Genomic DNA, 11,995 nt, shown 5'->3' with positions numbered 1-11,995 from the left:
CGTTCAGTTTGCGCTCAGCCAGGCCATGTGTTCGCCCATCCACTGCCTGGAGAGGTTGAGGACGGAATCGGTGTCGTAGTTGCGGTAGTAACACTCCGTGTTCATGACCAGGGCGAGGTGCAGCGAGTACAGGCGGCATCTCCGCTCTTCCTCGAAGGTGAAGGAGGTCTTGCCGTAGCCGCGCATGCAGCTGGTGATGCCCTCGGCGGAGAGCAGCCGGAACTGGGCCTCCATCAAGGGATCGGCCCAGAGCGCCCTCTCGAAGTCGATGATGCCGGCGACCCTGCCTTCCTTGACGAAGACATTGGGGTTCCAGACGTCCCAGTGGACGAGGCAGGGCGTGGTGACCTCGTCCAGCGCGGGGGCGTGCCTGAGGACGGCGGCGCGGATCTCCTCGTAGCCCTGGTCGTACGCCACGCCTTTGCGGGCGCCGTCTTCCAGCACCGACTCCATGATCCTGGTGAACGCCTCGCGCCAGGTGCTCGCGCGCAGGTCCGGGTTCCCATCATAACCAAAATAGGTGCCGGTGAAGCCGTTGATCGCCCGGACGATCTCGCCGATGTGCAGATCGATGGACGCCTGCGTCTCGGGGGAGAGGCTCGATTTCACGTGCTCGAGGTTGTCCGCGGCGATCTTCTCCATGAAGAAGTAGTCCGAGTCGCACAGGTCGCGGGTGTCGTCGAAATGGTAGATCTGGGGCACCGGGATGGCCGGGTTTCGCCGCACCAGGCGCATGGCGGCGACCTCGGTGGCCATGATGTTCTTCTCATAGAACATGACCTCCGCGTCTCTCGGCGGCGCGATCTTGAGGATGACCTCCCGGCCATCGGCGAGCCGGACGCTGTAAGCCGCATTGAACCAGCCGTCTTTCAGCTCGACCACGGCGTCTTCGCCGTCCGCGAGCGCCATGCCGCCGAACGCCCTGGCGGCCATGGCCGCGATCTGCGGGCGTGTCTTCGTGTTCTTGGTCTTGCTCTCCACGGTCTTCCTTCGTCGATTGGCGGCCCTTGGGATGAGCGAAATGCCGTTCATTGTGCTGGATCCTGGGGAGCTGTCAAGTCGCGACCTGGAGTGTGCCGGGGCCCGGAGCGCGAGGGGGCTGAAGTCGCCGGCGTGGCCGGCGGGGGCTCACGCGGGTTATCGTGTTATCCTGCGCCCCATGCCGACCTACGATCCCGAGGAGAGCTGCAGTCGCGGGGTGCTCGCCATGCGCATCGAGGCGCCCCGCGCTCGTCGCATCTTCGGCGGTTCGTTCCTTGTCGCGTCCGCCCTCGCGGCGGGCCCTCTCCTCGCAGGCTGCGGCGGGAGCACACCCGGACCGAGCGCGGCGATCGGACCGTCGCCGGCGGGGCCGGCGGAGCTTCAGCCGGCAGAGGACCGGCGGACGTTCGCGGAGCGGGCGCCAGCACGGACGCGTTTGCTCGCGCAGATCGAGCTGAAGGCGCTGCCCGCCGCCGATGTCAGCGCCGTGATCGGATGGGGCGCCGCGCGGTGCGGGGTGGACGTCGAGCGGAGCATCTCGCGAGTTCAGATCGCCGTCGCCGAGCCATCGGAGATCCGCGCCGACATCCTGGGCTCGCTCACGATCGAGGACGTGGGCTGCCTCCTCGAAGCCGAGCAGGACGGCGGCAGGCTCCGCGCCGGTCCGCTCGAGATCGTCCCGCTGCCCCACGGCGGCGTGCGCGTCGCGACAGCTGGCGCCCTCGCTGACGGCCCAGGCGCGAAGGCGGCGCTCGCGCGGCGGCTAAACGAAGCGCTCTCCCGCAGCGGCGCCGCGGTGGTCGCCGACCTCGGGGCCGCCGATGCCCCGATCGAGCTCGTCGCGACCGTCACCGATCACCTGGAGGCGAGGCTATCGTCGCCCGGTCGCTCCGACGCGTCGCTCGCGGGAACGCGGCTCGGCGAGGCGCTGGCCACCGCCCGGCAGGGCGGGGCGGCGGGCCTGGAGGCGCTGGAGGTCGCGGCGGCTCCTCCCGACGGCTTCGTCATGAGGGTCGAGATCGCGACGGACCCTGCGCGCGCCGCGGGCACGGCGCTCGCCGTGCGGCGGCACGTGATCGAGTCGTTCAAGGTGCCTTCCGGGAGCATGAGCCCGACCGTGATCCCGGGCGACCACCTCTTCGTGCTGAAAGACAAGCGTGGCGAGCGGGCCGGCCGGGGCGATGTCGTCGTGTTCCGCTCCCCGGCGAACCCGAGCCAGCGCTTCATCAAGCGGATCATCGCCACCGGAGGAGATCGTGTTCAGATCGATGATCGCGGTCTACGGATCAACGGTCGCCAGGTGCCTTCGGAGCTCGTCGGCGCGGAGCACCGCATCTCAGGAGACGACGGGCAGATTCATGAGCTATGGCAAGAGACCCTCGACGGGAGGCGTTATCCGATCTTGCGCACCCCCGGCGTCCCCGCGTCGAGCGCCGCGATCGATGCGACGGTGCCTCGAGGGAGCGTCTACGTCATCGGTGATAACCGGGACAACTCGCATGACTCGCGGCATTTCGGCCCCGTGTCCGTCGACGCGATCGAAGGGACAGCCGCTGTGATCTACTTCTCCATCGATACGAAGGGCCTGGGCCGCTGGGAGCGCACCGGGCTCGCGGTGCGGTAGGGGGCTTCCCTCGAGGCGCCGGAGTCATCCAGAGCGCTGCCGCGCCATGTTCGGTGGCCTCTGGATGCCCACCCTGGGCGACAGTTCCGTGACCGAGCGGGACCTGACCACGCTCGGCCGGGAAGCCCTGCAAATCCTCATCGACGCCCTCGGCGGCTGCGTCACCGCCGGGCATTCCACCAGCGCCGACCCGGTCGCCGACGCGATCGCGCTGTGGTTCGGCCTGCACGGATTCGCACACCAACGTGCCGTGAGCCGCGTCTTTCCCTGGCCCGCCGACTCCGCCGAACGCATCATCACCGCGCTTGCGCACCTCGACACCTGAGCCGCGTACCGGCAGACGTGAGCGCCACACCTCGATCCGCGGGACATCGCCTCGCCAGCGCCCCGGTGACGGCACGATCGCGCGGGCCGCTGCGGCCCCGCGTGCGCTCCAGCCGCGCCGCGCCCGCCAGGCCGGGCCGGGTTCGTGGATCGCGATCCTGCTCGCGCTCATGACGACGACCTCGTGCAACAGCATGCGAACCCAGGAAGGCCCGGCCGGCGAGCCCGCTGCCGCGCCGGGCAGCCCGCCCGCGCCGGCACAGCGGGCCGCCGGGCAGGGCGCCCTGCCCGCCCTGCCCGCCCCGCCCGAGCCTCCGGCGCCCGCGGGGCCTCCGGGCGCCGCGCCTCCGCCCGGCGGCGCTGCGGGGCGCGCCACGGCCGAGGCGATCGCGGCCTCCGCGCGCGCCTTCCTGGACGGCCTCGGCGGCGAGGCGCGCGGCCGGGCGCTGCTCGCGTTCGAGAGCGGCGAGCGCGAGGACTGGCATTACGTCCCGCGCCGCCGCGCCGGCCTCGCGATCGGCGACATGGACGGCGCCGAGCGCAGCGCGGCGCACGCGTTGCTCCGGGCCAGCCTTGGCCCGGAGGGCTACCGCAAGGTCGAGGGCGTCCTTCTGCTCGAGGGCATCCTCGGGGGCATCGAGGGCAACCCGGCGTTCCGCGACCCGGGCCGTTACCACCTCGCCCTCTTCGGCCAGCCCGGGCCCGGGGCCCCGTGGGGCTTTCGCTTCGAGGGACACCACGTCTCGCTCAACTTCACCGCTGCAGGAGGCGGCGTGGCCACCACCCCGGCGTTCCTGGGCGCCAACCCGGCCGAGGTGCCCTCGGGTCCTCGGAAGGGCCTGCGCGTGCTCGCGGCCGAGGAGGATCTCGGCCGCGCGTTCCTGGCCTCCTTCACCCCCGCGCAGCGCCAGCGCGCCGTGATCGCCCCCGCGGCGCCGCCCGACCTCGTGACCGAGGCCTCCCGTCGGGCCGCGCTGGCGAGCTTCGACGGCCTGCCCGCCGCCGAGATGACCCCGGCCCAGCGCGCCGCGCTGCTGCGCCTCCTGGAGGTCTATGCCCGCAACTTCCCCGCCGACGTCGCCGACGGGCACCTCGACCGCATCGCGCGCGCCGGCGTGGAGCGCCTGCACTTCGCCTGGGCGGGCGGCGCCGCGCCGAAGCAGTCGCATTACTACCGGATCCACGGCCCCACCCACCTCATCGAGTACGACAACCGCGGCGGTGATCACATCCACACCGTGTTCCGCGACCTCCAGGACGACTTCGGCGACAGCCTGCTGGCGCGGCACCTCCAGGAGGGCCACGGCGCCCCCTGAGCGCGGCTGGCGGGTCAGGCGAAGCACCCCTTCAGGCGCGGATCGGTCCGGAGGATCGCCTCGACCTCGGATACGCAGTCGCGGGAGGAGAGGACCGTGTAGTAGCCGGGCTTGATCTCCGGCGCGACGCGGACCGCCTCGAGCCACTCGTCGAGCGAGAACGGGTCTGCCCGGATCGCCTCCCAGAAGCCCGTCGCGTCGAGGACGGCGGCGATGAGGTCCGTGTCCCGCCCCTGGAGCTGGCTGACAACGTAGGCGGCCGTGCCGACCTGCAGGCCGTGGAGCCGCGGCCGGCCGGAGGTCTGGTCGAGCGCGTGCGAGATGAGGTGCTCGCTGCCGCTCGCCGGCCGGGACGACCCGGCGATCTCCATGGCGATTCCGTTCAGCATGAGCGCCGTCGCGAGCAGGCGCATGCCCTCGAGGTCGCGCCGGGGGCGCGCCATGAACTGGAACACGGTCGCGTCCGAGAGCAGGGCGGCGAAGTCGTCGACCGGCTCGCCGCGCGCGCGGAACGCGAGCTTCCAGTCGTGGACCGCGGTGACCTTGGCCGCCAGATCGCCCACGCCGGAGAGCCACAGGACCTCCGGCGCGTGCAGGCAGACCTCGGTGTCGACCACCACGCCGAAGGGCACCGCGCACGGAAGCGAGCGGCGCCTGCCGCCCACCGTGAGGCTCGCCGAAGGGCTGCAGAAGCCGTCGTTCGAGAGCGAGGTGGGCACGGCGAGGAACGGCAGCCGGGCGAGGGACGCGAGGTATTTGGCCGTGTCGAGGGCCCGGCCGCCGCCGAGCCCGACGATCGCGTCGCAGCGCGCGGGGAGCGCGGGCAGGAGCGCCGAGGCCTCCTCGACGCTGGCCGAGGCGACCTCGCGCCGGGCCAGGACCTCGATCGCCTGCGCGTCCAGGCCCTCGCGCATCGCCGCCTCGATGGCGGCCGGCGTCCCCGCGCTCGAGAGCAGCAGGACGTGGCGGCGCGCCGCCCGCGCGAGGTAGAGCCCGCTGCGCGGGAGCGCCCCGGGCTTGATGCGCACCAGCGTGGGGATGCCGATCTGGGTGGCTGCGGCCATGCGCGGTCTCCTAGGCCCTCCGCCACGGCGCGGCTAGTCGCCGCCGGCTGCTCTACTTCCGGCCGAGCCTGAGGGGCGCCGAGTCGTCCTGATCCAGGGAAAAGTGCGATGCTCGACCCGTGTCCCGCGTCGCTCTCCTCTCCGACCTCAACCGTGCCTTCGATGCCCAGGCCGACCCCCGCAATGTGGCCATGATCCGGCGTCGCCATGCGTTCTGGGCCCAGCTCGCCCGCCTTCATGGCTGGGACCTCGCGGTCTGCGACGTCGCCCAGCTCGACGCGCCGCAGGGGGTCCGCGGCAGTCTGTCCTGGATCGATCTGCCGATGCTACCCCGCGCCGCATACCACGCCGTCTTCGCTCGAGCGGTCGCTGCCGGCGCCGCGTGCGTGCTCGACCTCCCCGAGCATGTGGAGCGGGTCCTCGGGCTCGATCGATTCTACTCGGTCCTCACGAACGCCGGTGTCCCCACGCCGCGCACCGCGCTGCTGCCCGTGGACGCCGCCGTCGCTGCCGCGATCGACTCTCCCGCGGCCGTGCGCCGTCTGTTGACGGAGGCGATCTACGGCGCCCTCTTCGATGCGGAGATCGATCCCCACGCCGGGGTCTTCGTCCGCGGCTTCTACTCGTCGGCCAAGTCCGCCAACCCCGAGCTCTACTACGGCAGCAACCAGGCGGAGATCGAGGCCACGGTCTTCGAGGTGGTCCGCCGCCTGCGTGTCGCTCTCGACGTCGGCGGCCTCGCCTTGCGCGAGCACCTCGACCTCGAGCGCATCGAGCTCGCCACCCTGCCCGGCGACCGCAACGCCATCCGGGTGCCCTTCGAAGTGCGGCTGACGGTGCTGGGTGGCCGCCTCCTCATGGCCAGCTACCACGGCCCCTTCGAGGTCCTCATCGACGACGCGCGCCGGCTCCTCGCCGATGAGCTCACTGCCAGGCGCGACGTGGTGCAGCGGGCGGTTCGCGCCGTCGTCCCAGCTCTCCTCACGGCTGATCTCCCGGCGAACTACGTGGCTGACGTGGCCTTCGTTCGAGGCGGCCAGCCAGTGGTCCTCGAGCTCAACCCACTCTATGCAGCGGGTTACAACGTGCCCTCGGCGCACGCCCTGCTTGTCGCTGCGCTCGGCGCCGACCTCGCCCACCGTGCCGGGTACGCAGCGTTGCCGTGGACCCAGATCCTCGACAGCGCTGCGATACTTGCCGGCGAACGTGTCGAGCAGAGCCCGGCGGTATGGCTGCTCGGGTAATCGGTTTGCCTGGCTGTCCAGCCGGCCGACCGGCCATGTAGCAGCTGGAGCGCCTCGTGGCCGAGGGCATCCCACTCCCCGGCGACACCCCGGGCGCTCCGAGCGGCGCTCGGCGGGACCTGCCGGTCACGGCCCAGCTGTTGACGTGACGTTCGCCGCCTAGCGCGTCATTCGCTCTCGAACTCGAGGCAGGCGGAATTGATGCAGAAGCGCTCGCCCGTCGGCGCTGGCCCGTCATCGAAGACGTGCCCCAGATGTCCATCACAGCGCGCGCATACGACCTCCACCCGATCGAGGCCATGCTTCCGGTCGGATCGGCGCTCGATCCGCTTCTCGTCGAGGACTGCGCCGAAGCTGGGCCAGCCCGTCCCAGAGTCGAATTTCGTCTGCGACGAAAAGAGCTGGGTGCCGCAGCCGGCGCATCGATAGACGCCCGTGCCGTGGTGGTTCCAGTACTGCCCCGTGTACGGACGTTCGGTGTTGCCGTAGCGGAGCATTCGGTAGCGATGCGGCCCGAGCAGCAAGAGCCACTCGGGTTCGGTCTTCGAGATCTTCTTGTCTGCCATCGCTGGATCCCATCGTTGAGTTCTGGTGTCACGCCCGTTCGGCTCGGCGTCGGCGGCCGACATGCGTCTTCTGGCGTCTCAGCTTCTCGCTGTTGGCGCGCGGCCTCAACCCGTTTGTCGCGCTAGCCAGGCTTCATCCTCGGGATCGCGTTCATAGTCCAGAGGTATCAGTCGGCCGTAGACCATGGACGCCTCCGCCCACCGCTCTCGGCCGTCAAGGTAGTCGGCGATCGACTCGAAGGCGCGCACGCGCTCCGCTGCTTCGGTCTCCGCCTCCGCAGAGCGAATGGCCCGCCCAACGAGCTCGTCGGCACGGGCCGGGTCGTCTCGGTGGTTCCATCGGGCATCATCCAGCAGAGTCTTCCACGCCATGGCTTCACCTGGTCACCGGCACCAGTCCAACGACCTTGCGCTGCGCCGCGGGCGCGACGCGCCCGTCGGCACCAGCGCCTGATTGGGCGGAGGTCGGCATGATCTAGGTTGCCCGCTCCTGATGCTCGGAGACGGTTCGTACGACGCGCTCCACGTCTGCCGAGTAAAAACGGCTTCCGTTGAAGCAGTTGCACTCGACAATCTTCCACGCGCCGTCGACCCGCGCCACGTCAAGAACGAACACGCTCGCCGGCGCCCATCGCGAGGCCGCTCTCTCCGCGAAGTCGATCAGCTCGCGAGGGAGGTGTGAATCGCCGCTCGGCCGGTACATGCTACCTGTCACAACTTCACCGTCCACGACGAACAGCCGCCATTATCCATCGATCTCACGCGGTTCGCCAAGCACGACCTCGGACGTGGGCTCCACCGGCCTCGCTGCACCTCGTAGAGTTTGAAACAGGGCCACGCACTCCGAGAAGCGAAGAACTTGTCCGGTAAAGCGCTTCAGATCGTCGTTCGGCCTCCTGGAACGTCGATGCCGGCACATCCGGAGCCGCCGCAGAAATTCATGTGGGGCGACCTGGGTTTCTTCGTGCGCGCTGCCCCTTTCCCTGCAACGTCGACGCCGGTGCATCCGGAGCGGCGGCAGAAATTCATGTGGGGCGACGGGGCGTTCTTCGTGCGCGCTGCCCCTTTCTGCGGCATCCGTTCGTGCTTGACGTCGGGGCCGCCGTCGTCGCAGGTAGCGGCGTGCTACAGCCGCCAGGAGCTCTGCGAAGCCGGCTACGAGTTATCTCGTGCGGAGGCGTATGGATACTCCGCCGCGCTTGAGCGAAGCTGGCTCTCGGTGACTACAGGAGAGAACGCAGGTGGCGTGACGGATGTTTCGAGGGAGTCATACCACGCACTCATCAGTGGATGCATGATCCGGGAAAGTGGACACGGCGAGGTATTCCTCCGCATCGAGCGACGGCGCGACGGGACCGGCATCGCGCGGGCCGAGGTGCGGGACGGTCTGGTGGAACCGGACCTGCTGTGCTGTCTACGCGAAGCCCAGAGCACGCTCGTGCGGGCGCTGCGCCCCGGCACGGCGCGCGCGCTCATGGTCCGCTTTGGCGGTCAGGATGGGTTTGAAGTGACATCCTTCTGACTGGCGCCGAGTCGAAACGGCGTTCGGCTCGCGCAGCCGCAACGGCTTTCTAGCCGGCGGTCACGGTCGTCGCTCGCTTCTGGACTGCGGCGGCGCCCAGCGCGCGGACGAGCGCCTGCGCGATCTTCAAGCCGCCGGCGCCCGACGGCTCGATGGCGTTCGCGAAGTCCCCCACCTCCGAGCAGACAAGGCGGAGGTCGACGACGTCGAGCGCGCGCGAGAAAGCTTGACGGAGGATGACGTCATTGAACGTCATCAAGGCGATGCGAGCTCGCTCCGCCTCACCGGGAGCGAGGTTGCCGTTGTAGATCGTGCAGACCGTGGTCGGTCGACCGAGCGCGACGACGGCCTCGAGCGCCCACGAGTAGGATTGCGCGAACGCGTCCACGCGTTCGCGGAATATGTCCAGAGCCTCGGCCGTCGACCGGACGGGCAGTCCGAGAATGTCGGCGTTCGAGAGCGCGTCGTTCCCGCCAAGCGAGAGGATGACGTGGGTCGCGTCCTTCGGTGTTCGATCGAGCTGGGGTCCGATATCAGAAGTGGTCGTACCGTCGACCGCACACAGGGTGACTCGCCAGGAGGGCAAGAGAGCGCGGAGGTGCGATGCGACATCGGGCTCGCCGTTGGTATACGAACCATTGTCGAAGATTGAATCACCCAAGAGAACGACAGACGACATGATTCTCTCCCGTGAAATGAGTCGCGTCCGCGATCATGCGCTCGGCCGTGGACGGGAGCGGGCGCGGCCCCGGACCCGCTCGTCGTTGCGGCGCGTGGTGCCGGCGGTCCGCGGACCGTCGCCGTCGAGCCCGCCGCGCTTGTTCTCCACGTACATGATCCGGCGCATGGCGACCCCTCTCGTCCGTTCTATCACGACTCGAGCTCGAACTCGTCCGCGAGTTCGTACGCCCGGCGCTCCAAGAGCCGCGGCGGCCGGACCGGCCGGAACGGCCGGGCTGGGCGGAGCCTCGATCGGCCTCGAGGCCCCCGCCCAGCAGGTTGGCGATCGAGCCGGCCGGCGGCCGCACGGTCAGCGTTCGTGCAGCACCGCCTCTAGCCGGTGGCCGTCGGGGTCGCGAACGAACGACGCGTAGTAGCCGGGATCGTAGTTCTCGCGAACGCCGGGCGGTCCTTCATCGACACCGCCCTTGCTGAGGGCCTCCGCATGGAAGCGATCGACCGCCTCGCGGCTCGGGGCAACGAAGGCGAGGTGGAAGCCTCGACCGGGCGCCTTCACGTCAGGACCGGACGCGACGATGGCGAAGGGCGGCTCAGCATCGTATCCCTCGGGCCCATACGCCACGTGACGGGCGTTCTGCGAAAGCCGGACAAAACCGAGCGGCGCCAGACAGGCGTCGTAGAAATCCGCAGCACGCTCGAGATTCTCGACACCGACCGAGACGTGATCGAACACGAAGACTCTGGCGTCTTTGGGCATGGGTGCGCGGTACCTCTTGCGGTCGTCCGTGGCAAGCGACAACGCGCGGGAGGACCTGTACGGACGCGCCGGAGAGAGCGGCGCTGAGCGGACAGCCAAAAACTACCGAGGACAAGAGTTGCCTGGCGCTCGCCGCCGAGCAGCGCGCGCCCGGCGAGCGCGCGGCCTCAATCGGAGTTGGGCCAAGTCAGTATCCCAGGGCGCGGGTACGGTCCGAACCCGGTGAAAGGGCCCGAGGCCGATTCGCCTTCTATCACAACGTGCACCCACGCTTCGTGCGAGTCTACGAGGCGTGCCCGGTCGGTCACAATGCCAACGATGCGACACTCGCGCAGGACGCGGTCGACGAGATCCGCGTCCTCTTGGTCGAGTCCGAGCATCGCGCCGCTGCCCATGTACTTCGGACCTTCGAAGTGCGCCGCGAGGGAGCGCCACCCGTCTTCGGCGTCGAGCGGAACGAAGACGCCTTCGATCTCGGGTTGCATGCAAATGTTCCCGCAGGTCTGGTTCGAGTAGATGACCCCGCTCGGGCAGGGGATGAGCAGGCCGAGGCCTGCGTCGTATAGCCTGATGATCTTGTTCATCGTCCTCGCCTCCCGAACGCCTGCGGCTCTGTCGCGCCGCCGATCGCCGCCGCTCGCTGGGCAGCTCGCGCGACGGTTCGTGAGCAATCCGGCCTATCCGGCTCCGCGATGTTTGCTCACGAAGCGATGGTTCCAGACCGTGGGCCATGGCGCAGGCTCAAGGTGAGAAGCTGAAGGAAGACTCCACCAGCTCGAGGCCAGGCTTCACATGCGTCATGTCGTCGTCATAACATTGCTCCACCGCGATGAACGAACGTTTGTCGTTCGCGTGCGAAAACACTCGAACCGAGCCCGCGCTCACGCCTAGCAGCTTCCCTTTCAGGAGCATGCCTTGTCCGGCGTACTTGCCCCACGTGGTAAACGGCGTGCGTGCGGGCGCAGAGAGCAACCTGGGGACGAACCCGTCGATCTGCGCTTGAACGTTGTCTGCGGGATCGGTCGGCACGTCAAGGACGAAGATCATCGTCATGCACGAGCCGGGGCTCTCGACGTTCACGTGGTGATCGGGATCATTGTCCGGTGGGTCCGCCTCGACCCTCCAGTTTCCCGGGTATTTGAAGGAGAAGCCGGGCCGCACGTAGCGCTGGGTATGCACCAGATCGGCGGGCGCCTCGCTCGACGCGAGATCTTCGAGGAACGCAGCGCCGGCCTTCGTCGCTCCGATTCCGGCGAAGAACCCCACCACGAGCCCGATGAACAGGAACAGGAAAGCGACGGCGGTCTTGCTCATTCCGCCTGCTGATCGCGACGGGCCGTTGGGTGTCATCATCGGTAGATCCTGCTGTCCCCCGGGCTGGCAACTACATCAGCCCGATGCCTTACCTTTCCAGCGACTCGCTCAGGCGCGCGTGTTTCGCGCGTCGATTGGCTCGGTGCCGCCTGCGGGGCTGTTTCTGGCGCCGAACAATGCGAGCATCACGAGGACGAGCCCGACCAGCTCCAGGAGGTGAGAAGCGAAGCCCGTCAGGGAGGCAATAAAAACCAGCTTGTGCGCTGCGCCGCCGCTCCGGATACTGGATATTTGCCAGTACAGGTGCACGGCATTGATGAGCCAGCCCATGACGAACAAGGAGAATCCGCAGCCCGCGAGGAGAGCCGGCTTGCCTTGCGTCGGATAGCGATAGAACGCGAGGGCGATCGCCGTGATGTAGGCGATGAGAAATGGCATGCGGAAAATCTGCGACCCCAGGAACGTCAGCATCGTCTCACCCATGATTGTGCGCAGCTCCTCTCGCGATCCGACCCCACCCCGTCGTGCCGCCCGCACTCATCGTGAAAAGGTAGCGTAGCTGACGGCTGCCCCGCCTTGTCAAGGAGGTCAACGCGTGATCG

16 protein-coding genes are annotated in these 11,995 nt (G+C 68.9%); 5 read left to right on the top strand and 11 right to left on the bottom strand.

The features are described from left to right. Positions 1–3: 3 nt before the first annotated feature. Positions 4–981 (bottom strand): phosphotransferase family protein, encoded by a 978-nt coding sequence (locus tag WMF44_RS29220; RefSeq protein WP_437293334.1) that lies wholly within the window; start codon positions 979–981, stop codon positions 4–6. A gap of 178 nt (positions 982–1,159) precedes the next feature. Between WMF44_RS29220 and lepB the strand changes: the two genes are divergently transcribed. The 3 genes from lepB (at position 1,160) to WMF44_RS29205 (ending at position 4,245) form a co-directional block, all read left to right on the top strand. Beyond that, a complete protein-coding gene (lepB, locus tag WMF44_RS29215; RefSeq protein ID WP_437293333.1) occupies positions 1,160–2,605 on the top strand; it encodes a signal peptidase I in 1,446 nt (481 codons plus the stop codon). Then, positions 2,556–2,930, top strand: a complete 375-nt coding sequence (locus tag WMF44_RS29210) for a TetR-like C-terminal domain-containing protein (RefSeq protein WP_437301628.1) — start codon at positions 2,556–2,558, stop codon at positions 2,928–2,930. Before lepB ends, WMF44_RS29210 begins: the two co-directional genes overlap by 50 nt. 169 nt (positions 2,931–3,099) lie before the next feature. Beyond that, on the top strand, positions 3,100–4,245 hold the full coding sequence (locus WMF44_RS29205; RefSeq protein WP_437293332.1) for a DUF3500 domain-containing protein: 1,146 nt from the start codon (positions 3,100–3,102) through the stop codon (positions 4,243–4,245). Positions 4,246–4,259: 14 nt separating this feature from the next. Here the strand turns inward: WMF44_RS29205 and WMF44_RS29200 are convergent, their stop codons facing one another. Then, the gene (locus tag WMF44_RS29200) at positions 4,260–5,309 is read right to left on the bottom strand and encodes an iron-containing alcohol dehydrogenase family protein (RefSeq protein WP_437293331.1); all 1,050 of its coding nucleotides are present in this window, start codon (positions 5,307–5,309) and stop codon (positions 4,260–4,262) included. 119 nt (positions 5,310–5,428) lie between these two features. Between WMF44_RS29200 and WMF44_RS29195 the strand changes: the two genes are divergently transcribed. Further along, on the top strand, positions 5,429–6,553 hold the full coding sequence (locus WMF44_RS29195) for an ATP-grasp domain-containing protein (RefSeq protein ID WP_437293330.1): 1,125 nt from the start codon (positions 5,429–5,431) through the stop codon (positions 6,551–6,553). 167 nt (positions 6,554–6,720) lie between these two features. On the opposite strand, the gene msrB is transcribed toward WMF44_RS29195, so the two are convergent. The 3 genes from msrB to WMF44_RS29180 form a co-directional block, all read right to left on the bottom strand. After that, a complete protein-coding gene (gene msrB / locus WMF44_RS29190; protein ID WP_437293329.1) occupies positions 6,721–7,119 on the bottom strand; it encodes a peptide-methionine (R)-S-oxide reductase MsrB in 399 nt (132 codons plus the stop codon). Positions 7,120–7,224: 105 nt separating this feature from the next. Beyond that, positions 7,225–7,491 (bottom strand): hypothetical protein, encoded by a 267-nt coding sequence (locus WMF44_RS29185; protein WP_437293328.1) that lies wholly within the window; start codon positions 7,489–7,491, stop codon positions 7,225–7,227. 103 nt (positions 7,492–7,594) lie between these two features. Further along, a complete protein-coding gene (locus WMF44_RS29180) occupies positions 7,595–7,858 on the bottom strand; it encodes an ATP-grasp domain-containing protein (protein WP_437301627.1) in 264 nt (87 codons plus the stop codon). Between the two features lie 168 nt (positions 7,859–8,026). Here WMF44_RS29180 and WMF44_RS29175 point away from each other — a divergent pair, with 168 nt between their 5' ends. Beyond that, positions 8,027–8,641 (top strand): hypothetical protein, encoded by a 615-nt coding sequence (locus WMF44_RS29175; RefSeq protein ID WP_437293327.1) that lies wholly within the window; start codon positions 8,027–8,029, stop codon positions 8,639–8,641. A gap of 49 nt (positions 8,642–8,690) precedes the next feature. Here the strand turns inward: WMF44_RS29175 and WMF44_RS29170 are convergent, their stop codons facing one another. The 6 genes from WMF44_RS29170 to WMF44_RS29145 form a co-directional block, all read right to left on the bottom strand. Then, on the bottom strand, positions 8,691–9,320 hold the full coding sequence (locus tag WMF44_RS29170) for an SGNH/GDSL hydrolase family protein (RefSeq protein ID WP_437293326.1): 630 nt from the start codon (positions 9,318–9,320) through the stop codon (positions 8,691–8,693). A gap of 33 nt (positions 9,321–9,353) precedes the next feature. Continuing rightward, on the bottom strand, positions 9,354–9,488 hold the full coding sequence (locus WMF44_RS29165; RefSeq protein WP_437293325.1) for a hypothetical protein: 135 nt from the start codon (positions 9,486–9,488) through the stop codon (positions 9,354–9,356). A 183-nt stretch (positions 9,489–9,671) separates the two neighbouring features. Continuing rightward, on the bottom strand, positions 9,672–10,079 hold the full coding sequence (locus WMF44_RS29160) for a VOC family protein (RefSeq protein WP_437293324.1): 408 nt from the start codon (positions 10,077–10,079) through the stop codon (positions 9,672–9,674). A gap of 167 nt (positions 10,080–10,246) precedes the next feature. Continuing rightward, a complete protein-coding gene (locus WMF44_RS29155) occupies positions 10,247–10,663 on the bottom strand; it encodes a DUF6210 family protein (protein ID WP_437293323.1) in 417 nt (138 codons plus the stop codon). 157 nt (positions 10,664–10,820) lie between these two features. Next, positions 10,821–11,432 carry a hypothetical protein gene (locus tag WMF44_RS29150; protein ID WP_437293322.1) on the bottom strand — a complete coding sequence of 204 codons (612 nt, stop codon included), beginning with the start codon at positions 11,430–11,432 and terminating at the stop codon, positions 10,821–10,823. A gap of 69 nt (positions 11,433–11,501) precedes the next feature. Further along, positions 11,502–11,876, bottom strand: a complete 375-nt coding sequence (locus WMF44_RS29145) for a hypothetical protein (protein WP_437293321.1) — start codon at positions 11,874–11,876, stop codon at positions 11,502–11,504. Positions 11,877–11,995: the final 119 nt, after the last annotated feature.

The organism is Sorangium sp. So ce426, from assembly GCF_051475585.1.
Taxonomy (GTDB): domain Bacteria; phylum Myxococcota_A; class Polyangia; order Polyangiales; family Polyangiaceae; genus Sorangium; species Sorangium cellulosum_B.
This window is presented reverse-complemented; position numbering and strand designations above follow the sequence as displayed.